General features: G+C 39.4%; 19 protein-coding genes, 1 pseudogene and 1 riboswitch. Of the genes and pseudogenes, 10 read left to right on the top strand and 10 right to left on the bottom strand.

Annotation, left to right across the window (positions count from 1 at the left end; all coding sequences use genetic code 11):
- Nucleotides 1-167: 167 nt before the first annotated feature.
- The 3 genes and pseudogenes from EKM69_RS10340 to EKM69_RS10330 all read right to left on the bottom strand — a co-directional run bounded on the left by EKM69_RS10340 (nucleotide 168) and on the right by EKM69_RS10330 (nucleotide 3361).
- Nucleotides 168-971 (bottom strand): zinc-ribbon domain-containing protein, encoded by an 804-nt coding sequence (locus EKM69_RS10340; protein ID WP_125710777.1) that lies wholly within the window; start codon nucleotides 969-971, stop codon nucleotides 168-170.
- Between the two features lie 126 nt (nucleotides 972-1097).
- Nucleotides 1098-1820, bottom strand: a complete 723-nt coding sequence (locus EKM69_RS10335) for an MIP/aquaporin family protein (RefSeq protein WP_125710775.1) — start codon at nucleotides 1818-1820, stop codon at nucleotides 1098-1100.
- A gap of 147 nt (nucleotides 1821-1967) precedes the next feature.
- A pseudogene (locus EKM69_RS10330) lies at nucleotides 1968-3361 on the bottom strand (DHA2 family efflux MFS transporter permease subunit).
- 107 nt (nucleotides 3362-3468) lie between these two features.
- Here EKM69_RS10330 and EKM69_RS10325 point away from each other — a divergent pair.
- From EKM69_RS10325 to ribH, 7 genes are all read left to right on the top strand, one after another.
- On the top strand, nucleotides 3469-3909 hold the full coding sequence (locus EKM69_RS10325) for a MarR family winged helix-turn-helix transcriptional regulator (protein WP_125710773.1): 441 nt from the start codon (nucleotides 3469-3471) through the stop codon (nucleotides 3907-3909).
- 592 nt (nucleotides 3910-4501) lie between these two features.
- Nucleotides 4502-5413 (top strand): PLP-dependent cysteine synthase family protein, encoded by a 912-nt coding sequence (locus EKM69_RS10320; protein WP_125710771.1) that lies wholly within the window; start codon nucleotides 4502-4504, stop codon nucleotides 5411-5413.
- 27 nt (nucleotides 5414-5440) lie between these two features.
- Nucleotides 5441-6580, top strand: coding sequence for a trans-sulfuration enzyme family protein (locus tag EKM69_RS10315; protein ID WP_125710769.1), 1140 nt, complete (start codon nucleotides 5441-5443; stop codon nucleotides 6578-6580).
- A 169-nt stretch (nucleotides 6581-6749) separates the two neighbouring features.
- A riboswitch (FMN riboswitch) is annotated at nucleotides 6750-6883 on the top strand.
- Between the two features lie 143 nt (nucleotides 6884-7026).
- Nucleotides 7027-8076 carry a bifunctional diaminohydroxyphosphoribosylaminopyrimidine deaminase/5-amino-6-(5-phosphoribosylamino)uracil reductase RibD gene (gene ribD, locus EKM69_RS10310; RefSeq protein ID WP_125710767.1) on the top strand — a complete coding sequence of 350 codons (1050 nt, stop codon included), beginning with the start codon at nucleotides 7027-7029 and terminating at the stop codon, nucleotides 8074-8076.
- Entirely contained in the window at nucleotides 8057-8662 is a 606-nt protein-coding gene (locus tag EKM69_RS10305) for a riboflavin synthase (protein WP_125710765.1), read from the top strand. The genes ribD and EKM69_RS10305 overlap by 20 nt, the downstream gene beginning before the upstream one ends.
- Nucleotides 8655-9872: a GTP cyclohydrolase II gene (gene ribA, locus EKM69_RS10300; RefSeq protein ID WP_125710763.1), complete on the top strand. Its 1218-nt coding sequence runs from the start codon at nucleotides 8655-8657 to the stop codon at nucleotides 9870-9872. Before EKM69_RS10305 ends, ribA begins: the two co-directional genes overlap by 8 nt.
- 1 nt (nucleotide 9873) lies before the next feature.
- The gene (gene ribH, locus EKM69_RS10295) at nucleotides 9874-10335 is read left to right on the top strand and encodes a 6,7-dimethyl-8-ribityllumazine synthase (protein WP_125710761.1); all 462 of its coding nucleotides are present in this window, start codon (nucleotides 9874-9876) and stop codon (nucleotides 10333-10335) included.
- Between the two features lie 75 nt (nucleotides 10336-10410).
- On the opposite strand, the gene EKM69_RS10290 is transcribed toward ribH, so the two are convergent.
- The 7 genes from EKM69_RS10290 to argC all read right to left on the bottom strand — a co-directional run bounded on the left by EKM69_RS10290 (nucleotide 10411) and on the right by argC (nucleotide 17105).
- Entirely contained in the window at nucleotides 10411-10845 is a 435-nt protein-coding gene (locus EKM69_RS10290) for an Rrf2 family transcriptional regulator (RefSeq protein WP_125710759.1), read from the bottom strand.
- A 1-nt stretch (nucleotide 10846) separates the two neighbouring features.
- Complete coding sequence (locus EKM69_RS10285) at nucleotides 10847-11713, bottom strand: NAD(P)H-binding protein (RefSeq protein WP_125710757.1); 867 nt, start codon at nucleotides 11711-11713, stop codon at nucleotides 10847-10849.
- 133 nt (nucleotides 11714-11846) lie between these two features.
- Nucleotides 11847-12611 (bottom strand): VOC family protein, encoded by a 765-nt coding sequence (locus EKM69_RS10280; RefSeq protein ID WP_125710755.1) that lies wholly within the window; start codon nucleotides 12609-12611, stop codon nucleotides 11847-11849.
- A gap of 311 nt (nucleotides 12612-12922) precedes the next feature.
- Nucleotides 12923-14053 (bottom strand): acetylornithine transaminase, encoded by a 1131-nt coding sequence (locus EKM69_RS10275; protein WP_125710752.1) that lies wholly within the window; start codon nucleotides 14051-14053, stop codon nucleotides 12923-12925.
- Between the two features lie 16 nt (nucleotides 14054-14069).
- Nucleotides 14070-14810: an acetylglutamate kinase gene (gene argB / locus EKM69_RS10270; RefSeq protein ID WP_125710750.1), complete on the bottom strand. Its 741-nt coding sequence runs from the start codon at nucleotides 14808-14810 to the stop codon at nucleotides 14070-14072.
- Nucleotides 14811-14849: 39 nt separating this feature from the next.
- Nucleotides 14850-16064, bottom strand: a complete 1215-nt coding sequence (gene argJ, locus EKM69_RS10265; protein ID WP_125710748.1) for a bifunctional glutamate N-acetyltransferase/amino-acid acetyltransferase ArgJ — start codon at nucleotides 16062-16064, stop codon at nucleotides 14850-14852.
- A gap of 12 nt (nucleotides 16065-16076) precedes the next feature.
- Nucleotides 16077-17105, bottom strand: a complete 1029-nt coding sequence (gene argC, locus EKM69_RS10260; protein WP_125710746.1) for an N-acetyl-gamma-glutamyl-phosphate reductase — start codon at nucleotides 17103-17105, stop codon at nucleotides 16077-16079.
- A gap of 772 nt (nucleotides 17106-17877) precedes the next feature.
- Here argC and EKM69_RS10255 point away from each other — a divergent pair.
- The 3 genes from EKM69_RS10255 (at nucleotide 17878) to EKM69_RS10245 (ending at nucleotide 25386) form a co-directional block, all read left to right on the top strand.
- Complete coding sequence (locus tag EKM69_RS10255; RefSeq protein WP_125710744.1) at nucleotides 17878-21438, top strand: hypothetical protein; 3561 nt, start codon at nucleotides 17878-17880, stop codon at nucleotides 21436-21438.
- Nucleotides 21422-23599 (top strand): hypothetical protein, encoded by a 2178-nt coding sequence (locus tag EKM69_RS10250; protein ID WP_125710742.1) that lies wholly within the window; start codon nucleotides 21422-21424, stop codon nucleotides 23597-23599. Before EKM69_RS10255 ends, EKM69_RS10250 begins: the two co-directional genes overlap by 17 nt.
- A gap of 128 nt (nucleotides 23600-23727) precedes the next feature.
- On the top strand, nucleotides 23728-25386 hold the full coding sequence (locus EKM69_RS10245; protein WP_125710740.1) for an ATP-binding cassette domain-containing protein: 1659 nt from the start codon (nucleotides 23728-23730) through the stop codon (nucleotides 25384-25386).
- Nucleotides 25387-25521 lie beyond the last annotated feature (135 nt).

Genomic DNA, 25521 nt, shown 5'->3' with positions numbered 1-25521 from the left:
GTCAAAGAAGGGATCTACTATTTTAATCATGTAGATAGATCAGAAACAATAAATGGCCATACCCCTGCGGAATACAGGAGAATGGCCATTTAAGAAGTATTCAATTTTTATATTATTTCAAATGTCAACTTGACAGGGACCAGCGCAAATTGCGAGTTGAATCTTTTTTAGTCATCATCATAATCGGATAAATGGTTGGAAGTTTGAGATCCATTTTTATAGGTTAAATAAGTGTCGCCGTCGGAATCTTTCAAAGATATTTCGTAGCCACGTCCCCAATTATCTAAAGCATATTTTGAGGCTTTTTGAATACCTTTGATAAATTCTTGGTCATCCTCATGATTTCCGTAATTATCTCGGTCCATTAAATAATTATCCATATCGTATCCATTATTAGTTCTGAAAGTGATCTTTTTCTTATCAATACCAATAGTACAATCGCCATCATCTTTTCCGGTTGTAATTTTTTGAGCAGAAACAACATCTGAGTTTGACATGTGCTCGAACATACCAGAAGCATTATACAATTCGATTGTTTTTTGACGGTCATCAGTGGTCATTCCGTTGTAAGTTGCTGACTTGGTAAAAGCAAATCCACCAACGATAAGAACTAATACAACCACAATAATTGGTATACGGTACTTTTGTAAAAAGTTCATAAATTGATTGTTAGAGTTTCTAGGATGGTTACCAAAATTATTTGATTGATTTTGGAATTGCCCGTTAAAGTTTGGTTGTTGATTTTGATTGTTCATCTGACCTTGGAATTGGCCGTTTTGATTTGGTGCTTGAGAATTGTTTTGGGTATTCTCAATAGTTGGCTGTTGTTGTTGAGTTTGATTAACTCCATTATTAGCGGGTTGTTCGTTGTTGTTTAACTGTTTTTCAAATTTATCCACCGGTGTTCCACACTTAGGACAAAACTTGATCCCGTCAGGTATCTTAGCCCCACAATTTCCACAAAATTTCATAATAATATCCCCTAAATCTAAATTAAAATATAAATATCATATAATATAATACTATTATTTTTATATTTAGAGAAGATGATAAAAGAAAAAGGACAGCCAAGATTTTTTGGCTGTCCTTTGTATGTATTACCCGAAAAATACCGCCCAAACCTTAACGGCACAAACGCCACCAAGGATAGGTGCGACAACTGGTACCCAGCTGTAATCGAATTGGGAAGATCCTTTGTGTTGCAATGGCAAGACTGCGTGCAACAAACGTGGTCCAAGGTCACGAGCTGGATTTAGTGCTGGTCCGGTTGCTCCACCTAGTGAAACGACCAAGGCCATGACTAGAAATCCTAGACCTAATAAGTCTGAACGTGGTCCGATCTTGTCGGAAGTTAGTGCCACAGCGCCAAGGATCAAGACGAATGTTCCTAAGAATTCGTTGATGAATCCGTTGAATTTGCTGTGAACGTTATCGATCGTTGAGAAGGTTCCTAAGATCGATTCGGCGTTAGTAGTTTTATCGTAGTAAGGCTTGTAAGCTGCGACAATCAAAGCTTGTCCAAAAATTGCTCCAAGCATTTGTGCCACGATGTATGGCAACACTTCTGCCCAAGGAAATTGACCGTTAGCTGCTAAGGCTAAGGTCATGGCTGGATTGATCTGTGCCCCCGAGATCCCAGCGAACATCATTGCAGGTATCATAACACCGATACCGTAACCGAAACCGATCAAGATCCAGCCACCGTGGAATCCTTTGGTCCCTTTTAATTCAACGTTAGCCACAGAGCCATTACCTAAAGCAACCATTAAAGAAGTTCCAATAAATTCAGCCATGCAGCGAATAAATAGTGTGTAGTGCATAAATTAGTACCCCATAAATTTATTTGCACAGTCGAATCTCTTGGAAAGCTTGGCTATACTAGTCGACTAACCTCTTTAAATCTGACCGTAACGGATAATAATTATAGCACATGAAAACACCGATGAAAGAGCTTTGTGAAAAAATGTTTATGATTTTTCAATATATTTTAAAGCTGAATTTAGCAATATAGCAGCGATTAATATAAAAATCAATAAAACGATGAAAGCATTTTGTGAACCAATGGCCGTTTTGGTAGCGTAATTTTCAGAAAGCGAAGAACTCTGTGATAAGGACACGATCGTCGATGCGACCGAAGTACCCACGGCACCGGCAAACTGTTGCACCGTATTGAACCAGCCGTTTCCGTCCGCATTTTTTTCAGTTGGGAGTTGTTTCAAACCGTTAGTCATCGTGTTACCCATGACTAAGCCCATACCGAGCATGAATAACAAGTAAAATACCATGATTAAAGTAGAATTTAGGTTTCGTCCAAAAATAGAATAAAGTGCCATGGCAAAAATTTGAATGACAATACCGATCATTATCGGCTTTCTTGCGCCAAATTTATCAAGGATCGAACCGCCAAGTGGCGCAAATACGGCACCGAGCAATGCTCCTGGCAACACGATCAACCCGGCAATCAAAGCTGTCTTGTGGTCGACCAATTGAATGTAATTCGGCAAAATGAACGACATTCCTAAAGCACCGATCTGGACCAGGAAGAAAGCACTCAAGTGGGCAGCATATTTTTTATTACTTAACACACCGATATCGATCAAGGGATTTTTGCTGTGCTTAGTTTGCATAACAAATCCAAACAAGCCAATGATCCCAATAATGAGTGGAAGTGCAAAGTTCAATGGATCGGTTTGGACTGCTGATAAGTTTGTAAAAGCGAAAATCAACCCAACAAAAGCAATGGCAATCAAGACCAATCCGCCTAAGTTTAATTTAGTATGCGTTGGTGGAGTGATTTGCTTGATTGAGATTGCACCGATAATCAAAGCAAATATGACAACTGGTAGCAGTAATAGAAAAATGCTCCGCCAGCCAAGCGAACTGACGACAAGACCACCAAAAGTTGGTCCAATGGCAGGAGCGATAGCTGTGATCAATGTTCCAATCCCCATTAATAGACCAATTTTAGAAGTGGGAGCTTGTTCCAAGATAATATTGAACATCAAAGGTAGGGCAATACCAGCGCCGATCCCTTGGATGCCCGTCCTAAGATGAGTAGAGGGAAAATTGGGGCGGTCGCATCAACGACTAAACCAATGATAAAAAGCAGGGCAGCAGTAAGGAATAATTTTTTCGAGGTGAATCGGTGTTTCAAATAAGCTGAAAGTGGCATCATGATCGACGCGACCAACAAATATCCAGTGGTCATCCATTGGACAGTCGAAGTCGAAACACTGAATTCTTTCATTAAAGTTGGAAAAGTAATATTAGTAGCAGTCTCAACGACAACGCCAGAAAATGACATTAAACCGGTCGCCAAAATTGCCAAGATCAAGTTGGAATTAATAGTTTTCTTTTGCATAGATCCTCCGATAGTTAGAATTCAAACTAATATAATATGTTATAACATATTTTCCCATGTTTATGGTAAAATTAATTAAATTAGAAACCAAACAATGAGGCTAACAATTGGAAAAAGTATTCGGGATTGTCATCAAAAAAGCTAACAACGGATTGGACCGAGATGCAGAGAAATTCGCCAAGAAACTCGGCATAACGAGGATGCAATTGAGCATCATCAACTACATCTCTCGCAATGAAAACAAAGCTGATGTTTTTCAGAAAAATATCGAAAAAGAATTCAACATTAGAAGAGCTAGTGCCACTAGTGCATTAAAGTTGATGGAGAAAAATGATCTCATTATTCGGGTGCCAATGCCAAATGACGCTCGCTTGAAACGAATTGCCTTGACCTCAAAAGCCCGTCGTTTAACGGAAGAGATCAACCAGTACATCGCTTCTGTGGAAGAGAAAGTAACTCAAGCGGTGGGGGAAGAAGAGATGAAGGTCGTTAAAGACGGACTGGCCAAAATTTCGACTTTTTTCGAAAGTCAGGATGAAAATGGTTAAAAAAGATTAGATAAATATTTGACAAATATGAAAAAGTAATATAATCTTGCAACATAAATTAATCGGAGGTAATCAATCATGGCTAATGTAAATGTTACAGCATTGAACAGTTGTTGTTGTGGTTCGCATCTTATGCGATCCACTGATTTGCATGCCTAAAAATTGGTTATTTTGGTAACAGCTTAAATCAGATTATCGTATAAGGTGCAGTGTCCTAGTTTTAATAGGAGCTGCACTTTTTTTGTCTTCAGATTTTGGTTGGTGGGGTACGGTACTTATTTATATCTCAGTAGATTACTTTGATTAGTTTGGATGCACCTTGTTTTATTCTTTCCTAGAATTTTGGTTGGATGTACTTATCTGTTTGATTTTGATATCGGATGGCAACTATGGAAAGCAGTGATGCTGGTGGAAAGTTCTACCACCCCGCAGAAACTAGTTGAATGTAGAACTAATTGGTTTTATTCGTTTCTAAGATTTTAGTTTCATGTATTTATCTTTTAAATTTTAATAGTGGATTAGAAATGCTGAATGGGATCCCTGATTTTTTTTATTGGAATTTCAATTTGTTTTTCTAGAAAGGGATCAGATTATGTTGGTTAAAAATATTTATCAGACTATTGGTAATACGCCTTTGTTGGAGCTGGATGTTGATGCTGCTCATGGGGTTAAGATTTTTGCAAAGTTGGAGATGTTTAATCCTGGGGGATCTGTTAAGGATCGCTTGGGGGTTAATTTGATTGAGAGTGGGATCGAGCGGGGGCAGATTTCTGCTGGGACTACTATTATTGAGCCTACTGCTGGTAATACTGGTATTGGCGTGGCTTTGGCGGCTCAGCGCCATGGGTTGCCGGTTAAGTTGGTCGTTCCAGAGAAGTTTAGTCAGGAAAAACAAATTTTGATGAAGGCTTTGGGGGCTGAGATTATTCATACTGCTTCTGAAGACGGGATTGTTGGGGCCATCGCTAAGGCTAAGGAGTTGGCTGGTGAGATCGACAATTCTTACGTGCCACTTCAGTTTGAAAATCCCGATAATCCGGAAGCTTATGCTAAGACTTTAGGTCCTGAGATCATTGCAGATCTGGCTGGTGAAAAAATCGATGCTTTCGTGGCTGGCTCTGGTAGTGGTGGTACTTTTGTTGGGGTGACTGAGGCTTTACAGAAGAAATTCCCTAATATGAAAGCTATCACGGTTGAACCGGAAGGCTCGATTTTGAACGGTGGAGCTGAACATTCCCATCGGACTGAGGGTATTGGCGTTGAGTTTGTGCCACCATTTTTCAAATCGATCACGGTTGATGAAGTGAAAACAATTAGTGATGATGATGCTTTTTCAAATGTGAAATGGCTAGCCGAAAACGAAGGCCTGTTTGCCGGAAGTTCCAGTGGAGCTGCTTTAGCTGCAGCTTTGCAGGTGGCTGAAGAATTACCGGAAAATTCCAACATCGTCACGATTTTTCCCGATTCAAGTGAACGTTATTTAAGCAAAGGTATTTACGACTAAATTAAAAAAACAGAGGAGAACTTAATTATGAAATTTAATACAAAACTTATTCACGGTGGCATTAGCGAAGATAAAACTACAGGAGCAGTTTCAATCCCGGTTTACCGTTCATCAACTTTCCACCAACACGTTTTAGGCGGCGAACCCAAATGGGAATATTCTAGAACCGGTAACCCTACTAGAGCTGCTTTAGAAGCTTTAGTCGCTGACATCGAAGAAGGAACGAATGCCTTTGCTTTCGCCTCAGGATCAGCTGCCATCCATGCTGCTTTTTCACTCTTTTCAGCTGGTGACCATATCGTCATTGGAAACGACGTTTACGGGGGAACATTCCGATTGGTCAACAAAGTCTTGAAGCGCTTCGGCTTGGAATTCACCGTCGTTGATACGCGTGACCTCGCTGCCGTTGAAAAAGCCGTTCAAGAAAACACCGTCGCGGTATATTTGGAAACACCAACTAATCCACTACTACACGTGTCTGACATTCATGCCATCTCCGAAATTGCTAAAAAACACGACATCCTAACGATCGTGGATAATACTTTTGCGACACCATACAACCAAAATCCATTGACTTTGGGAGCAAATATCGTCGTCCACAGTGCAACGAAATATCTCGGTGGCCACTCAGATGTTGTTGCCGGATTAGCCGTAACGAACGATGCCAAAATCGCCGAAGAGTTAGCCTTCTTACAAAACTCGATCGGTTCAACTTTAGGACCAGATGACAGTTGGCTCTTAATGCGTGGTATCAAAACTCTCGGTGTTAGAATGCGTGTTCATCAGGAAAACACTCAAATCATTTTTGACTACTTAAAGAAAAACGACAAGGTAGCTAACGTCTATTATCCAGGCGACCCCGACAGCGAAGGCTACGATATCGCTAAAAAGCAAATGAACGGCTTCGGTGCCATGATCTCCTTTGAATTAAACGAAGGACTCGATGCTAAAAAGTTTGTCGAAAGCTTACACGTTATCGATTTGGCCGAAAGTTTAGGTGGCATCGAAAGTTTGATCGAAGTACCTGCAGTCATGACCCACGCTGCGATCCCTCGTGAAATCCGCTTGCAAAACGGTATCAAAGATGAATTGATCAGACTGTCAGTTGGTGTCGAAGACGATGCTGATTTACTAGCTGATTTAGAGCAAGCTTTTGCCCAAATTTAAAATAAAATACTAATAGTATAAAATCATACATAGTGTTCAAAAGGTCCCGTCACAGTTAAAATGACGAGACTTTTTAGCTTTTTAAAAAGTAATTGTGTTGTGTAATCGCTTGAAAAAAATATTTGTCATAAAAAAATATTAGTGATATGCTCTTTTGTGAAAACTGAATAGATTTCTTCGGGGCAGGGTGAAATTCCCGACCGACGGTGACAACAAAAGTTGAAGTCCGTGACCCGCGTCATTCGCGGTTGACCCAGTGCGATTCTGGGACCGACAGTACAGTCTGGATGGGAGAAGAAAAAAGATACGTTTCATACCATGAAGCTAGCTTATTTGGCTACGCTTGTTCTCGTATGAGATCTTATTTGGCTAATTATGACGCCCCGCATAAATTTTATGCGGGGTTTTTTATTTGGGGTGAATGAGACTTGGAAGATTATCAGTTTATGAATATCGCTTTTGAGGAAGCGACAAAAGGTGTGGAGACTTGGACTAATCCACAAGTTGGTGCGGTGATCGTTAAGGACGGTCAGATTTTAGCGCAAGGCCATCATGAGAAATTCGGTGGGCCACATGCGGAGATCAATACTTTGAACCACTTGGACAACATCGAGCAAGCAAAAGGTGCGGAAATGTTTGTGACGTTGGAACCTTGTTCTCACTTTGGAAAGACTCCTCCTTGTGTGCAAAAAGTCGTTGAGGTCGGGATCAAGAAAGTGGTCATTGGCCAACAAGATCCTAATCCCGTAGTCAGTGGTCACGGGATCCAATATTTAAAAGATCACGATGTTGAAGTCAAAGTTTTACACACGACTGGTGGCATTAACGAGGCTTATAACTTTTATTATCAAAAGAAGCGGCCACTAGTAACAATCAAATATGCGATGACTTTGGATGGCAAGATCAATCAAGCTGGAAAAACGCGTTGCATCATTACTGGTAAAGAAGCCTACCACGACAGTCAAAATGTTCGAGCAAATAACCAAGCAATTTTGATCGGTGAAAATACGTTAAAGGTCGATGACCCACAGTTGACCGTTCGCGATCAAACCATGACTTTTCCACCCATCAGAGCCGTAGTCGTTCGGGATGCCAATCAGCTGACTGACGACTTGAAGCTATTTCAAGATCCAGCTAGCACGGTGCTGATTTTTTCAGAACAAGCTTCTGACCAGCATTTCCCTGACAATGTCGAAGTGTTAGTGGCAAAAAACTGGACGCCGGAAAAAATCTTGACTGAACTGACCCAACGAAATATCGAGTCGGTCTTAGTTGAAGGTGGTAGCCACCTGCAGGCTGACTTCGTTCAAGCAAACTTGGTCGATCAATTGATCGTTTACGTTGCACCAAAAGTATTCGGTGGCGCCAGTTTGCCAGCCATTTTCAATCAGGATCATTCGAAAAATCGGCTTTTTGAAAAGCCTCAGGTTTGCGCTTTGGGGTCAGATCTAAAAATTACTGCTAGGAGGTTGGACGATGTTCACCGGAATAATTAAAGACGTGGGGACTGTGGCTGAGATCTCCAAAAAAGACGAGACGTTTAAATTAGCTATCAAATTAAACAATTTAAAAAACGCCGAGCTGAAATTGGGCGACAGCATTGCCATCAACGGGACTTGTTTGACGGTCATCGAATTGCTCAACGAAGGTTTTGCAGTCGAAGCGATGCCGGAGACCTTTCGCCGAACGAACTTGGGACAGCTCAACGAAAATGACCATGTCAACATCGAACCAGCCTTAGCAGCTAAGGATAAACTCGATGGTCACTTCGTTTTAGGTCACGTCGATTCAACAGTCGAATTAGTCGATAAGACTGAGGACCAAAATTCGATTGTCTTAACTTTTCAAGTCGAACCAGAATATCAAAAATACATCGTGGAAAAAGGTTCGGTCGCACTAGATGGCGTTAGCTTAACGGTGTCAAAGGTCGACGGCGATAAATTTCAAGTATCGCTGATTCCATATACTTTGCAAGAAACCATTTTGGGAGAATTAAAACCTGGCGATTCGATCAATTTAGAAACTGACATATTAGGAAAATACATCTTAGATTCACAAGTAGGGGGATATCAACATGAATGAACAAGAAATCATTGAAAAAGTAGAAAATGCGGTCGATCAACTTAAACAAGGAAATTTGATCATTGTAGCTGACTCACCAGATCGTGAGTCTGAAGGGGATATGATCGGCTTGGCCGACTTTGCGACTGGAGAATCGGTCAACAAGATGATCACCCATGCTAAAGGTTTATTGTGCGTGCCAATGAGCAATGACTATGCTAAGAGATTACGGCTGACCTCCATGGTCGCAGACGGTGAAGATGCTTTCGGTACTGCCTTTACGATCAGTACTGATGCAAAAACTACGACGACTGGTATTTCAGCTTTTGACCGTGCTAAAACGATCAAGATGCTGGCAGATCCTAACAGCACATATGACGACTTTTTCCATCCAGGGCATGTCTTTCCACTTATCGCCGCTGACAACGGAGTCCAAGAACGGACGGGACACACTGAAGCAGCCGTGGATCTTGCTAAATTAGCTGGTGGTTCTCCAGTTGCCTACATTTGTGAAGTTGTTAAATCATCAGGGACCATGGCGAGATTGAAAGACTTGCGGGTCATCGCTGACGAAAACAACATGCAATTGATCACGATCGAAGACATTATCAAATACCGTGATATCAAGGATACTGATTTCATCAAAGAAATTGCGGACGTTAAATTGCCGACTAAATATGGTGATTTCAACATGAAGGCTTTCAAGGTCAACGACGTCGACGAACCTACTTTACTAGTTTCTAAAGGGAATATTACTAAACAAGACACGTTGTTGTTTAGAATGCACTCTGAATGTTTAACTGGTGACGTCTTCGGTTCAAAACGTTGCGACTGTGGCGAACAACTAGAAACTGCTTTGAAGAAGATCCAAGAAAATGGCTCCGGAGCAGTCTTGTACTTGCGCCAAGAAGGCCGTGGCATCGGTTTAGCAAACAAGTTAAAAGCCTATGAGCTTCAAGAACAAGGCTACGATACGGTTGAAGCTAATGAAAAACTCGGCTTTAAGCCAGACGAAAGAGAGTACGGTCAAGCAGCTGCCATCTTGAATCACATCGGCATCAACACAGTCGATTTGATGACCAATAATCCCGATAAGATCAATAAATTGGAGCAATTGGGCATCAAGGTCAACCAACGTATTCCTTTAGAAACAACGCCAACGAAAGAAAATATCCACTACTTAGAAACTAAGAAAACTAAATTTCATCACTTACTCAAGGAGGTCAACTAAAATGCAAGAACTAAGAGGAAAAATTGACGGAACAGGAAAAAAAATCGGGATCGTGGTCGCCCAATTCAACGAGATCGTCACGAAGAAATTACTCGAAGGAGCCGAAAACGAGCTCCAAAAATATAATGTTAAAGCTGACGATATTATCACAGCTTGGGTACCCGGTGCAGTCGAAATACCACGGGTAACTAAGAAAATGTCAGAGAGTGGCAAAGTTGACGGAATTATTACCTTAGGTGCCGTGGTCAGAGGTGAAACAGCTCACTTTGATTACGTCTGCAACGAATCGGCTAACGGCATCGCAGAAATTTCTCTTCACGGGGATGTTCCAGTCATGTATGGTGTCTTGACGACCAATGACATGGACCAAGCGATGAACCGTGCCGGTGGCAAGTCCGGTAACAAAGGAGCCGAATGTGCTTCAGGCGTCTTGGAAATGATCAACTTGGAAGCCATGATTTAGAAAAATTCTTCTATATAAATAACCAGCAAAAAAGCATGTGGCAGATCTGTGAATTCAGATCTGTGCACATGCTTTTTATTTGTTGCGGTTTTTTTCACGCATTAAAACGTCCTCGATCAAATCTTGTAAAACGATCGACTGCATCGACTTCTCGGCGGCTTTTTGCACCTGGTCGTAAGCGACATTTAAGGTGTCTTGAATGTTGCGTCCGACTGGACAATTCATGTTCGTTTTCTTATCAACGTGCAACAACTCGTGTGAATCGTCGATTGCCAAATAAATGTCGAGCAAACTGATTTGATCAGCAGGGCGCGAAAGTCTTGGGGAGACGGAGCCGGATCGGGTGATCAAAAGACCGGCTTTTGAAAGAGACGACATCAACCGTCTGATTAAACTAGGATTTGATTCGATACTGTCGGCAATTGCCTTACTAGAAAGGTCCTCATCTTGAAAAATTTCAATATAAGATAGGACATGCACAGCATCGCTTAATTTGTGAGAGTATTTCATATTAGTTCGCTTTCTTTGCTAAAACTTCCTTAACTGAGTCTGTAAAACTTGGCAAAGCGTGACCTAAAACGTCAGGTAAGTCAGAAGTGTTTTCATCTAGGTTACCATCTCTGATCAAAGTTTGAAAGCCAGTGACCAAGTCGGCTGTAGCATTGTCGAGACCAGAATCTTGCAATCCCTGGTGGTATTCAGCATCAGTTATTGAGTTGACAGTAAAGATTTTTCCAGTAGCTGCTTTAACTGCATCGGCTAAGTCAGCGTAAGTGTGAGATGCTCCAGCAAATTCGTAAACATCTTTAGGTGCATCTAAAGTCACAACTTTAGCAGCAGCTTCGGCATAGAAACGTTCCAAAGCCCAACCGGCACGACCTTCGGCAGCTGAATAAACAAAGGCGTCACCTTGAGCACCAGCATCGATGACGCTCATTTCATTTTCTACGTACCAATTATTTCTCAAGAAAGCATGATCGATCCCAGTAGCTGCGATGATTTTTTCAGTTTCCTTGTGGTCTTGAGCAAGTGGAGCGTCAGATTGATCAGCGTGAGGAAAGCTAGTATAAGCAATAAATTTAACCCCAGCATTTTGAGCAGCAGTGATGACGTTACGATGTTGGTCGAGACGAGCCACCTTGCCACCAGGTTGTGAAGAAACGAAGAGTAAACGATCGATTCCTTTTAATGATGCAGTCAATTCATCAGCGTCTTCGTATGAACCAGGCCGGATCTCAACTCCAGCAGGTAAAAGCTTCTTAGCCTTTTCTTCATTACGAGCTAAGGCTACAACGTTGTCGGCACCAACTTCTTTAACCAAGTTTTCGACTGCAGTCAAACCAAAATGTCCAGTAGAACCAGTAATTGCGTATTTCATATGTAAATCCTCCTAGGTGTTACTTTTTAAGTAACTGTTATTTATATAGTAACACCATAATTGGAGAATGCAAGGAAGAATTTTTTTCAGCAACAAAAAAAGCCCCCGACCAATCGGTCAGGGGCTAAAAATATTATTCAAAATGTAATGAAGCATCACCAAACTCAAAACTTTTACCAGCTAAATCGCCTGAGTTTCCAAAGACTAGGTCAGTAATGTAATTGTTTTGGCCTGACTTGAAGACGATTTGGCGGTCACCGAAGTCGATCACGTAATCCTTATCGTCACGAATAGGGGCGATCCCAACGAATTGTCCCCATTTGATGGCCATGATCTCGGGGTTAGTTACCCGATAAATTGCTTGTTTGACCATGATGCCCTTTCGAGGATGTTCAACTAACAAATTTTTCTTGATCAAATTTTCTTTGCGGATGTAATCAGAATCATTCCATTGAACAACATATGGATAAGGTACTTGGAAAAATTTATTTCTCACAAAAAATATCTTCCAAGTTATGAGATTTCCCTTTGGATCTCGACGAGTCCCAGTTTGGATATCTTCAACGGGAAAATTTTGCGATAACAAACGTTCATGAACAGCCTCAATATCATCAGTTCTAAAACCGATCGTATTGATATGTTGGTCGGGTAGGTCGTGGATACAGTCATAAATCGAAGTAGCTCCGTCACGTTTGACGTGGCTAGCAAGTTCAGGATTGTATACACTCATCAATTCTATGTAGTTTAAACCAAAATAGCTAACGGCGTTAGAAGTGCCCCATTGCTCGTGTTTGCCACCATTGTGGAAGACGATTCCCTTCTCGTCAAACCATTTAATAGCTTCATTAATATCGTTCACATCGATAATAGTGTGGTCCCATTTTAAATTTTCTGCCATACAACAGACTTCCTCTCGCAAACTCTTTCATTAAATAATTAATTACCATTTAAACCCAAATTGAAGCGATTGGCAAGTACGTGAATATACACCATGAATCCTAGTTATATTAGTAGTGAGGACAATTCATGGTAAAAAACTGAAATACTCATATACTAAAATACGATAATTTAAAAAATAACTCGACTATACCTCTATTATAGTTTGGATATCGAAAAATGGCGCTGATTTTTTTGAATGATTTTTGGAAAAATACTATAAAAATAAGATTGAAAACATTTGTCTTCAATCTTATTTATTGCGTTATTTTTTTAAGCTAAAACTTCTTTGATCAACTCAACACCCTTAATCAAATTGTCCTCATTCATAACTAATGGGGGAAGTAGTCTCAAAGTATTGTATTTAGCGGATATCGTCAACAATCCTTTGTCTTGTAGCTGGGTGATGATATCGCCAACCTTGACGTTATCATCCAAGTGGATCCCGACCATGAATCCGAGTCCAGTGATGTCAGTGACGTGATCTAATGGCTTGATCTCCTTGTTGAGTTTCTCCCAGAGCAATTTCGATTTGGCTTGCACTTGTTTCAAAAAGTCGGGAGTCAGTTGTTCCAGAACTCCATTCGCCACAGCCATTGAGAGTTTGTTTCCTCCAAAGGTTGTTCCGTGAGTTCCTGGTCCAAAAGCCTCTGCCAACTTCTTTTTGCCGATCATGGCACCAACGGGTGTCCCGTTTCCTAAAGCTTTGGCGGATGTGATGATGTCAGGATCTAATCCGAACTGCTCAAAGGCAAATTTCGTACCAGTCCGACCGATACCTGTTTGAACTTCATCGACGATCAAGAGTACGCCGTTGTCGTGAGCAGCTTGTTGAACTTTTTGTAGCCAAGTTTTATCGGCAACATTGACGCCACCTTCGCCTTGGATGACATCTAAGATAACGGCTGCTAAGTCAGAATTGATAGCTTGGATGACATTGTCATCATTGTAGTCCGCAAATTTTACGCCTGGTACTAGTGGATCGAAACCGACTTTGATGTCGGGATTGCCAGTTAATGACATTGAACCGAAAGTCCGACCGTGGAAGCCGTTGTTAAAAGCTAAAATATTGGCTTTCCCAGTGTATTTACGAGCTAGTTTGAAGGCTGCTTCGTTAGCTTCAGTTCCGGAGTTACAGAAAAAAGCTAACTGGTCGTCGTTACAAAGCTTGGCAGCAACATCGTCTTGGATCTGGCTGTCGTACAAGTTAGAAGTGTGCCAAATTTTTTTAGCTTGGCTTTCGAGATTGCTTTGAATGAGTGGGTTGCTGTAACCGAAGCTACAAACACCGATACCACTAGTGAAATCGAGGTAAGTTTTACCGTTATTGTCTGTTAAGAATACGTCGTGTCCTTCGACTAGGTCAAAGGGAAAACGTGTATAAGTGGGAAATACGTGGTCCATAATGTTCCTCCATTAATTAGTTTTGATATTGAAATTGAGTTCCGGGCTGGCATAAGTCATTGGTGATGAATGTCTGATGAACGCCGTTTTTTAAAGCTTTGAATGACGCTTGGATCTTCGGCATCATACCTGACTTAATGATGTTATTTTGAAAAAGCTGATTAGCCGCTGTTTCAGTCAGTTGGGGAACAACTTCTCCGGAATTCAAAACTCCGGGAACGTCTGTCAATAAGACTAGTGATTCGGCACCTAATTGGATGGCAATCGTGGCAGCTGCCATGTCTGCGTTGACGTTGAGCCAATGTCCATCACTAGTTTGAGCTAGGGGAGCGAGGATGCCGATCTGGTCGGTCAATTGTTCATCGAGCCAGTCTTTATTGATGGAGGTAACTTTTCCGACTTCACCATATTCTTCGTGGTTCAAATATTGTCCTTGAAGAAGGTGGTTGTCAGATGCGTTCATTCCGATAACCGGAAGTCCGGCGTTAGCGATGAATTGGCAAAGTTTTGGTTGTACTAAGCCTAATAGGACCGCTTTAGTTACGTTGAGGGTTTCTGAGTCAGTCACTCTGATGCCGTCGATTTTTTGCACGGATAAGTTTAATTTCTCACTCCACTGGGAGATCTGGGGACCACCACCGTGGATGATCAAGATCTTTTTGCCTTGATCCCACCAAGTTTTGAGCTGGTTAAAAAACGTTTGTGGTAGTTGGTCACTGGCGTTACCGCCGATTTTGATTACGATAGTTTCCTTCATTATTTTTACCTCATACTTTTTTATAGTAGTTTTTGTTGGTTAACTTCTGTATGAAGCATTGATTCGGACGTAATCATAGGTGAGGTCACAGCCCCAAGCTTGACCGGTGGCTGTTCCTGAGTTGAGATCGACGGTTACGGTGATGACTTTTTTGGCTAGTTCGTCTTTCATTTGTGATTCGTCAAAGTCGGTGCTAGCACTGTTTTTTACGATCGGTACGTAATTGATCCAAACTGAAGTGTGGTCGATGTCAACGTGGGCGTTAGTTTGACCGACTGCTGCGACGATCCGACCCCAGTTGGCGTCATTTCCAAAAATAGCCGTTTTGACGAGGCTTGAACCAACAACTGCTTTAGCAACTTGTTGAGCTTCAACTTTGTCGTAAGCATTTTGAACGTTGACTTCGACTAATTTAGTGGCGCCTTCGCCGTCAGCAGCGATGTCTTTGGCTAGTTCTGCTAAAACTTTGTTAAAAGCAGCCACGAAAGCTGGATATTGCTCACTTTGTTCAGTCAATAGTTCGTTGTTGGCACAACCGTTAGCCATGGTGACGACCATGTCGTTAGTTGAAGTGTCGCCGTCAACGGTGATCTGGTTAAAAGTCGAATCGACTTCGTGACTCAAGATCGGTTGCAATAAGCCGTCGGCTACTTTGGCATCAGTTACGACGAAGCCAAGCATCGTGGCCATGTTAGGATGGATCATTCCCGAACCTTTACAAAAACCGCTGATAGTAACAGTTTGACCGTCGATCGTTAGTTGAGTTGAGATAGTTTTGGCGTGCTTGTCAGTCGTTAAGATGGCGGTCGTAACGTTGTCATTGTCTAACAACTGTAGAGAATTGATGCCCTTTTCGATGATGCCCATTGGTAAGTTTTGGCCAATGACACCAGTTGAAGCGACACCTACCAGATCAGGGTCGATGTTTAATTTTTCAGATACTAGTTGTTGTTCTTTTTTGACGTCGATGTCTCCTTGATTTCCAGTGACAGAGTTGGCGTTGGCTGAGTTCACGATCACTGCTTGCAACTTGTGATCTAAGTTGATTGTTTGCTTGGTGATCTTGGTTGGAGCCGCCTGAAACTGGTTGGTGGTGTAAGTTCCCGCAGCTTGTGCAGGTTGTTCGGAATAGATCCAGCCCATGTCCTTTTTATCTTTGCTGAGTCCGGCTTGAACGCCGTCTGATTTGTATCCTTTAGGCCAAGTGAATGGCACGATATTATAAGCAATTGCGTCGTCTGAAGATTTTTGCATTAAAAAAGCCTCCTATAATGGTAAGACGGGACTTAGGTCAAGTCCTGCTTCCGGTGCGTAATCAAACATTTGGTTAAAGTTTTGAATTGCTTGTCCAGCTGCACCTTTTAGGAGGTTATCAATTACACTGATTATCACGATTTGATGGGTAACAGGGTTTAATTGATAACCTATGTCACAGAAGTTAGTTCCGACAACTTGTTTCAAAGTTGGGAAAACTCCTTCAGTTGCATTTACAAAGGTGTCATCTGAATAAGTTTTGACGAAAGCATCTCGTACGTCTTTTTCAGTTACATTGTCTTTTGCCTTTGCGTAGCAGCTGGCCATGATTCCACGTGTCAGTGGTAATAATGTTGTTGTGAACTGAATATAAGGTACGTTTTCGTCCCATTCTTGGAATTGTTGAACAATTTCAGGGATGTGTTGATGTTGGTTTACCTTATACAGTTGCAGATTTTCATTGGTTTTACTGAAATGAGTGATCTCAGTAAGTTTCTTTCCCGCACCGGATGTACCAGATTTGGCATCCACTACGATTGAAGTTGGATCGATCAAATGATTTTTGACTAAGGGAGCAAGTCCCAAAATTGTAGAAGTTGCATAGCAGCCAGGGTTGGCCACATAAGCTTGTCCCTTGGAACTGTAAAAATCAGTTAATCCATAATGTGCTTTTTGCAAGTATTGGCTTTCTGGAGCTTCTTTCTTATACCAATGCTTGTAAACTTCACGTGACTTCAAACGATAGTCACCAGCCAAGTCGATCACAGGGAAGTTAGCGTCCAAAAATGGTTGAGCCAATTCCGTTGTGACACCGGCTGAAGTTGCGAAAAATACCATTTGATTATTTTTCATGATATCAGCAGGATCATAAGGCAAAATGTTGTCGCGTCGTCGCAGTTGAGGGAGAACTTCTTCTAGAGATTGTGCTTCCTTTTGTGCGTGACCGTACAGGTTGATGTGATCAACTTGGGGGTGTCGCAGTAATAGTTCGAACAAAACGCTTCCGGAGTACCCGGTCACGCCGACAAGACCAACATTCATATGCTTATCTTCCTTTCTTTCTGATAGATGATTATAATTTTTCCCCTCTTTTATTTATATGTGGGAATTATCCCTTAATGTACTCTCTTATGTGAGAAAAAACAAGAGCTTTTCTAATTGTTTTCTAATTTTATTGGTTTTTTTAGTGTTGGTTTGGGGGTTTTGGTTGATTGTTTGATTGGATTTTGATTTTTATTTTCTAATTATTTTGGCGTGGAGGTTCACTGCCGGTTCTGCGGGGGATTCCGGAAATTTCGCTGTGGAACGGTGTGGGCACGATTTTGAGCTATCCGGGAAGTTCGCCCGGACATCTCAAAACTCGGCCTTTTACTAGGCAATAAATTGCCAAGTAAAATTTCACACCTGACAGCGAATTTCCTCCATCCCCCGCAGAACCTAGGGTTTACCAACACTCATTTTTTGGTTTGGGTTACGGTACTTATTTTTATAGTGGTAGATTGTTTTGGTTTTTATTGTGGTGCCTTATTTTTTTCTTCTTTTTTGATTTTTTGTTTCTCTACTTATCTTGTGTTTCGGGGATCATCGGCTGCTATTTTGAATCTTTTTTTGACTAAAGTTTATCAGTTTAATTATCAGTGATTTATAAAAGAGCTCCATCGAAGAAAAATATTATCTTTTGGTGACGCATTCTTCGTTCATTTTCGTTCGTTTTATTGTTGATGATTTGTTTTACTAAAATCAGATAATCGTTTATCGAATGATGCGATTTTATAAATGAATATATTAATAATAATTCATAAAGGGGATAATTATGCGGCTGGAAGATTTCGAAAATATTTATTCTGTTCTTTCTGAAGACGATTGCTCTGGGAAACTTGCTCTATTGGATGCTCCTACTGGTAGTGGTAAGAGTTATAATGTTCGATTATTTCTTTGTAGCCAGGCTTTGAAGGATGAAAAATTCCGGGCTTTTTTTGCTACTAACCAAAAGAAAAATATAGATTTTACTGGATTCATTGATGTTTGGGATGATCTTAAGTCTGATGGGCAGTCGTTCGGATTCGAGAATGTTGCTATTTTGCGTTCTTTGCCAGATACAATTGATGTTTTGTTGAATAAACTTGATTTTCCAAATTGCCTAATGTCTACCAAATTGAAAGATGCGTTGGCACAGTTGAAGGGTTCTTATGACTTGTATCAACAAATTCAAACAATTAGTCCGCAGTCCATTCACGGGTGGACTGAACTTAACCAGTATGAATATGAGGTTAGAAGAATCATTGCTAATACTCTTGCTGCTAGATATGGAGTGGATTCTTCGTCGAAACGGAGTAAAGACTTTGTTAAGAAAATTCAAGATGGAATAAAAGCAGATACAGAAGAAGTTCGTAAGTGGATTTACAATGTATATCCAACAGTTGATCTAGAGCGTTTTTCAATTATTCTTTGTACAACTGCCAAATTTTTCAGCAGTTATACGCCATTTTTCAAATCTAAAGGTTCAACCATTGTATTCAGTAATTTATTGAATAAAAACTTGATTGTTTTCGATGAATTTGATGCCACTCAGAAACAATATCTTGAAAAGACAATTAATGATGCCTTAAAGATCAGTACGGATTTAGTTGTTCTCTTTAACAGCATTCACGAGGCATTTGAAAAATTAAAACAAGGCAATATTCCTAAAAGTTTAAGAATCATGCTCGAAAAACATCCTAGTTTTAGCGAATTATCCAAAGTCGAAATGCAATTGCTTGATGAATATCGATTGTCGTATTTGCATAAAGTTGAAACTCCTGAGAATAAAAATCAAAAACAGAGCTTCTTGATGCATGGTCCAACTGCTACTTTGGTTAGTGGAAATCAAAAGTTTTATTCGCATGAGGATATTGAAAAAAGTCAGGTGATCATTGACCATGATTCGAAAAATGACCTTCATTTTATTCCAATGCTTTATCGTGTTTCAGGTTTTATTCGTAAATTCAATCGCATGATTATTCAAATTGCTGACGAATATCGTAGTAAAAGAAATCACCATAACGACCCTTTGGATACAGAAATAAATCAAATTGATGCTTGTTTTACTGTATATGACGCTCTTGGTTTTGAAAAACAACAAGCAGAAATGCTGATGAATATTGAGACAGAGGTCCAACGTTATCACAAAAATAAAGACAAACAAAAGACAGAACCTAACGTTGTGTATCCATTTCAAAGCATTGGACTGTTCCTATTCTTCTTTGAGGATTCGGAACAACATGAATTCAAAACTAGGATCAATGCTGCATTTTTGAATACTACGGCAGAAAACTTTTTACTTGGTCTCACTGAAAAGGCAATGGTATTAGGACTGTCCGCTACGGCCTTTATTCCTACTGTGTTAGACAACTATGATTTAAAATATCTTAAATCTAAATTGGGTGACAGACTCATTGACGGTAAAAAATATTTAACTGATCAAACAATTGCAGAATTCAATTTAAATAAGCGATATGAAGAAAATGGGATCCAGGTTCAATCTAAGTTTATTGATGCTGAAGGAAATAATATAACAACAACAGTTAAGGAATTACTCGAATCTGGTGAATTTATTGAATTTGATCAAGTTGATAAATCTAAGATAGCGGAATTAGACAGTTTGATAGCAGAACGAATCAATATGATTGCCTCCAATAAATCCAAGAAAGATAATCCTGAGTATTATAAAAATCGATACGTTTCTTTGTTTGAAAGTTTTATATATTTTATAAATCGGCCAGATTTAATTTCGTTTTTAGGTTTACAATCGAAACTTCCTGACAATTTTGATGAAATGTCTAGAGAATTAATAGAACAAGGCTTTGATCTGTTGGTTGATGCATTCACCCCGAATAGTGTGGACAAACTGGAGCTACGTATCATTGCCAAAAATAAAGATTCTTCAGTTGAAGAGCAAATAAAAGATGCTTTGAAATTGCCTGAGCAAGGGAAGAGAGTTTATTTATTGAGTGCATATCAATCAATTGGCGTGGGGCAAAATCTGCAACATAATTTCTGCCAAATTGATGAACCATACTCTGTCAATATTGCTCCTGATAATGCATCAAATAAAGATCCTAGAAATGGTCAGATGGATCTTTCGGGAATTTATTTGGGTGAAGTAACTAATATTTTAACGAATGCGAAACAATATGCATTTAATCTAGAAACAATTAAATATGTTATCCAACTTTACTATTTGATGGATGCAAATGAGATTGATCGGTTTGAACTTTTAGAACAGTTTAGTGCTATTGAAGCAAACCAGACTTATAAACCAAAACCTGCAAATGTTAAAAGCGTCCTTACAAGTCAGATGATGGTGTTGATCCAAGCTTTAGGAAGGATGAACCGAACATTTAATAAGTCTAAAAATCCTTTAGTTCTAGCAAATTGTCAACTTAAGAGGAGGATGACTCATTTAGGATTAAATGATGTAAATGTCAGTCCTGAATTATCTTCTTTACTCAAGAGAACGTCGGGCAAGTCTGACTTGGACGTGGAAGAGAAACAATTACTTAATGAAAAAGCTAATTTAACTGAATATACCAAAAATGATTTGGCAGTTTTACTTAGAAGAATTAGAAAAGAGCAACCAATAGCTGATCAATATCAGTTTGTTAGAGAGAATTTGCTAAAATATCCTACCATTGATCAAGAACAATTACTTGAATTGCAAAACGATCCTGATCATTCACAACGAGGCCTGAAATACTTACCAAATCCACAATTTGATACCTCTTACAAAGTTAAATTGTTAGATATGGAGGGAGAGCAATATAAATTCGGTACAAGTGAGGCAAACATAGAAATTTCTGCGGAAGCTTCACGACTAGATATTCTTTTGAAATATCCAGGACTAGAAGGATTTTTTAAAGAAAATGAATATGCTACTGAGTGGAAGCCCAAAGAATACATAATGAATCCTATTCAATTTCGGAATCTTTATCGCGGAATCCTAGGTGAGATCTGTGGAAAATTTATTTTTGAAGATAGAATCGGCGTCCAGTTAACCGATATGAAAGATTTAAAAAATAACGAATTATTCGACTACACGGTGGTCGACACCTGCACTGCAATCGATTTAAAAAATTGGGAAAGGACCCATCAAGTAAATGAGAGAGAAATAGTAGAGCAAATTAAGCCGAAATTAGAAGAATTGAATCAAAACACGGGTAAAAAATGGAAAGTAATCGTATTGAACGTTGTGGGATCCCCAAATGACGAGATCGTTTCAACAAATGATAAATCTATTCTACAAGTGCCAGCTATGTTAGATGATTTGGGAAATTGTTTGCTAGATGACAAAGCAGTAATTAAAATAAGGAGATTTATTAATGAAGATAACGACTAATAAGCTTGAATATCAATTTAAGTATGATGAATTAAATGAAAAATACAGTGGTGCTGTTGTGCAAGTGCCAGATAAAAATGATTTTACAGAATTTCATAAGTTATTAGAAAACGATGATGTTATATCCTACACATTTATTAAATTTCAGTATTTCCTACTACTGTTAAAGAAAGATTCAACTCTCTGTTATACATGGGATGGTAAATTAAAATTGGATAGTATCCGATTTTCTCCAAAAGTTTCTCTGCCCCAGAAAATAACGCTCTACAAAAATCACTTCTTCCAATTACTCCTCAATCAACTTACGGATGGGGATGATCTTTTACCGGCTAAGAATCTAAGTTCAGATTTAATTATTACTAAATCAAATTGGATTAAAGATATCGAGAATTTTCCTAAACAAATTTTTGGATTACAATTCCAAATTGGCTGGGATCAAACTTTATCTTGTAATGTGGTAACGTATACGGCTACATCGAAAACGGATTCCGATTATGATTTCTACGAGTTTGATAATAAGAGAAATATAATTCGGAGAAATATTTGTAAAACATCATTAGAACTCTTTGAAAAAAATAATATTTTAAAACGAAATGAAGTTGAATTTGTACTTTTAGATGATAAAAGTAACTTTGATGAGAGCAAAATTGGGGTAATTTCCAAGGTGATCAAAAATCTTGAAAAACATTTTGGACAATTATTTGAAGGTGGGAAAATTGATTTTGTAAATGAACCGGTGATTCAGTTCTTTAATGGGAAATTGCCAATGACCTTGCCAGGAAGAAAAGATAACAAACGAACGTGGCACGATTTTTTTGGAGAGACAATCAATATTTATTGTTCCGGTCAAGACAAAGTATCGACAGAATTATTTGGAATGATTTATGACTTATTTATGGAAAGCGAAGAATTGGAAAGTTACGGTTTGAATTTTCAACGTAATAATAAATCCGTTGAGGGGCTCAACATACAAGTAATAAGAGATGCTCGGAACAATAAAGAAGTTAAAGAAGAGTATGAATTAGGTACTAATAAAAAATGGATCCAGCATATTACCCCCGATGGCTTGGGGAAACTGAATCGAAACAATAAAATCCAATTTCATAAAATAGAAGATAAAGATATTTCAACTAATCCAAGTGTTATTAATACCTTCGAAAACTTATTCTTGAAAAAACAAATAGCACAAAAACAAATGATAAATATTGATCCGAAATTGTTGGATATATGTTCTGAGTATTCATTTTATTATTTTGAGTGGGTGAAAAAAGCTGTCATTAAAGTTACGAAGTTAGATATTGATAAAGCAGGCCACATGGACTTCGAACAAGAGAATATCCAGCTTTTTAAGAATAATGAGGAGACTGAAAGTGAAAAGCTTTGTTTTAGCATTTTGTCAAAATTTGGGATTAAAGGCGATGTCAGATTTATCAAGAGCGTCTGGGGCAGTATCGAATATGCAGTTAAGGTCGGATCGGATTACATTGCCGTGCGGAATTCTGATAAGCAAGTTTTTCCGAACATGGAATTATTGCCTGAAAAGCAAGCACATGCCGATGCTAGTAAACGTTTGAAAATCTGTGAAGTTATATCCAACGTTGAATATTTGTCTGAAAACAGTAATGATGCTAAATATCAAAAAGCTGCAGAAATGATGATTTCAATTATGGAAGAAAATTTTGACTCAGACCCCGATGCAGTTCGCGTCTCCGTGGGTGAAATAAAATCAAAGCTAAAAGAAAATAAAATTAGTTTTAGAAAAAAGGCTGTTAGCAGTATTTGTCGAGATTTAGAGGAAAGCTATTCTTATACCTTCAATAATTCATCCAGACAAGCTAAAGAAATAGACTTGTTTGTTGGTTTCAGTGGAATGGGATTGGTATCTGAAAATGGAAGATACTATTATTTTGTTGGAAGTACAAACAAAGTTCAGCAAAAAATTACTAGAGCCACTAGATTACGACAAATAGTTGCAATTATAGCGGATGATACGAAGATAACAGAAGAAAAATTAATTGAAGACAATTTTGACAATTTTATGCTACTGATGAATGTGGGATTTGTTAAAATTGGGCAATATACTGTTAATCCATTCCCGATAAAATACATTCGCGAGTACTGTGATCATCATTACCGGAAAGCAAATCTCAAGAAGAAGTAAATAAATGGCACGGATTAAAATCCGCGCCATTTTTATTTATCAACTGATAAAAATCCAAGCATCTTCTCACTTTTTTCTTTATAATTAATTTATCTAAGATTATTAATTATTCTATGTGAGGCGATTTGATGGTTAAGCGTTTGTGGGGATTGGGGCGTTCAGCTCGTTGGACTATGTGGCTGCAGATTTTTGGGCAGTGGTTTAGTGAGATGCTGGTGGTTACTGTGCTTTGGGCTGGTGCTCAGTGGCTGTTTAGCAACCGTATTTCTGGTGTTTTGCTGGGGTTGATCATTGCTCAGATTTTCATTACTTTGATTTATTTGCTGTTCATTAAGCAAATTAATAAGAATGGCTGGGCTGTGGCTGCTAGTCGGGATCTACAGGATCGTTATTTGCATGCTTATTTGAGTGATGTCGATGGAACTGATTTTGACGTTATGAAGGTTTTGCAGCAAGATTTGCGGACATTAAAAGGTGTGACTATTTTTTTTGATACGATCATTCCTACTATTTTGCAGCTGATTTTGACGGCTATTGTGGTGATTATTCTTGGCAGCTTCATCCATCCTTTATCTGTATTGATTCCATTTGCTGGCATTTTGCTACTCGGCATGGGCATGGGGATGCTACAAGGTATGGGTGACAAGACCAATTTACGCTATATTAAGAGCTTTAATCTAATGGGTCAGCGATTCCTCGATGACTTTTTAGGGATGTCGACTTTGATCATGAATGGCCGCCAACAGCAGTACGCCGAAGATTTTAAGAAAGATGCGGAAAACTTTCGGCAAAAAACTATGAATGTGTTGGTATACCAATTGCAGTCATTAACGATCATGGATCTTTTCCTGTATGGTGCGATCGGTTTCTTCTTGATTGCTCAAGGACGGGCGGGTTCGGCTGATTCTTTGGCCGTTAGTCAGGCAATCGGATTGAGTGCTATCACGGTGATTTGGTTGATCGACTTTCGCAAGTTTGGTTATTTCATGCACGTCTTCATGTCGACTTTACCGAAAATCAAACGGCTTTTTAAGATTATCGATGCTGAAACGACTGAACAGACTGAAGCAACGGTTGAAGTTAGCGATATTGCAAAAATTCGTTTGAACGGAAAATTCGGTTATGAGACGCCATTAGTCGAAATTGATGATTTGCAATTGATTCCTGGACAAATCGTTGGCTTAACCGGTCCTAGTGGTAGTGGTAAGAGTACCGTTGCTAAGACCTTGATGAAACGTTTGCCATTGTTGAGTGGTGAGATTGAGGTGGATGATGCAACGGAGCTTGATCAAATTTCCACGGAAAATTGGCTCAAACATGTGGCCTATTTAGGTCCTAAGGCCGTCTTATTTGACGGAACTATCGAAGAAAATTTGTTCCAGGATAATAGTTCTGACGATTGGCAAAAAATCTTACAGGACTTGAATTTATGTCAATTCGTCACCCAATTGCCGCAAGGATATCAGACACAAGTCGGAGAAAATGGATCACAGATTTCATCGGGGCAGCGTCAGCAAATCGCCGTTGCTCGGGCAATTTTGAACGATAAGCAAGTTTATATTTTTGATGAGGTTACTTCAAACATTGATCCGGAAAATGCTGATTTGATCTTGACGGCTATTAAAAAAATATCGTTACGGAAAACTGTTTTATTGATCACGCACCGTTTGGCTGATTTGGAACAGTTGCCGCAATTGTACTTGATTACCAATAAAAAGCTCGTTTCCGGTGATTTCGCCAGTTTACAGGCTGATGTTCCTGAATTTAAACAGTTAGCTAAAGGTTGAAAGCACGAAAATAGCCCTCAACTCATTCGTATGTTGAGGTTGGGTACAATCAAATAGTTTTTTAACATCATGAAGCATTATCCAAGAGCCTGATCAGGCGATTGGGTAATGCTTTTATAAATTCGTCAAAAATAT

Origin of the sequence: Companilactobacillus zhongbaensis (assembly GCF_003946515.1) — a bacterium.
Classification (GTDB): Bacteria; Bacillota; Bacilli; order Lactobacillales; family Lactobacillaceae; genus Companilactobacillus; species Companilactobacillus zhongbaensis.
This window is presented reverse-complemented; position numbering and strand designations above follow the sequence as displayed.

What these genes read in the sequence shown, in the direction of transcription:
- EKM69_RS10340 (WP_125710777.1), bottom strand. Translation starts at nt 971, where the DNA reads ATGAAATTTTGTGGAAATTGTGGGGCTAAGATACCTGACGGGATCAAG.
- EKM69_RS10335 (WP_125710775.1), bottom strand. Translation starts at nt 1,820, where the DNA reads ATGCACTACACACTATTTATTCGCTGCATGGCTGAATTTATTGGAACT.
- EKM69_RS10320 (WP_125710771.1), top strand. Translation starts at nt 4,502, where the DNA reads ATGTTGGTTAAAAATATTTATCAGACTATTGGTAATACGCCTTTGTTG.
- EKM69_RS10315 (WP_125710769.1), top strand. Translation starts at nt 5,441, where the DNA reads ATGAAATTTAATACAAAACTTATTCACGGTGGCATTAGCGAAGATAAA.
- ribD (WP_125710767.1), top strand. Translation starts at nt 7,027, where the DNA reads ATGAATATCGCTTTTGAGGAAGCGACAAAAGGTGTGGAGACTTGGACT.
- EKM69_RS10305 (WP_125710765.1), top strand. Translation starts at nt 8,057, where the DNA reads ATGTTCACCGGAATAATTAAAGACGTGGGGACTGTGGCTGAGATCTCC.
- ribA (WP_125710763.1), top strand. Translation starts at nt 8,655, where the DNA reads ATGAATGAACAAGAAATCATTGAAAAAGTAGAAAATGCGGTCGATCAA.
- ribH (WP_125710761.1), top strand. Translation starts at nt 9,874, where the DNA reads ATGCAAGAACTAAGAGGAAAAATTGACGGAACAGGAAAAAAAATCGGG.
- EKM69_RS10290 (WP_125710759.1), bottom strand. Translation starts at nt 10,845, where the DNA reads ATGAAATACTCTCACAAATTAAGCGATGCTGTGCATGTCCTATCTTAT.
- EKM69_RS10285 (WP_125710757.1), bottom strand. Translation starts at nt 11,713, where the DNA reads ATGAAATACGCAATTACTGGTTCTACTGGACATTTTGGTTTGACTGCA.
- EKM69_RS10280 (WP_125710755.1), bottom strand. Translation starts at nt 12,611, where the DNA reads ATGGCAGAAAATTTAAAATGGGACCACACTATTATCGATGTGAACGAT.
- EKM69_RS10275 (WP_125710752.1), bottom strand. Translation starts at nt 14,053, where the DNA reads ATGGACCACGTATTTCCCACTTATACACGTTTTCCCTTTGACCTAGTC.
- argB (WP_125710750.1), bottom strand. Translation starts at nt 14,810, where the DNA reads ATGAAGGAAACTATCGTAATCAAAATCGGCGGTAACGCCAGTGACCAA.
- argJ (WP_125710748.1), bottom strand. Translation starts at nt 16,064, where the DNA reads ATGCAAAAATCTTCAGACGACGCAATTGCTTATAATATCGTGCCATTC.
- argC (WP_125710746.1), bottom strand. Translation starts at nt 17,105, where the DNA reads ATGAATGTTGGTCTTGTCGGCGTGACCGGGTACTCCGGAAGCGTTTTG.
- EKM69_RS10255 (WP_125710744.1), top strand. Translation starts at nt 17,878, where the DNA reads ATGCGGCTGGAAGATTTCGAAAATATTTATTCTGTTCTTTCTGAAGAC.
- EKM69_RS10250 (WP_125710742.1), top strand. Translation starts at nt 21,422, where the DNA reads ATGAAGATAACGACTAATAAGCTTGAATATCAATTTAAGTATGATGAA.
- EKM69_RS10245 (WP_125710740.1), top strand. Translation starts at nt 23,728, where the DNA reads ATGGTTAAGCGTTTGTGGGGATTGGGGCGTTCAGCTCGTTGGACTATG.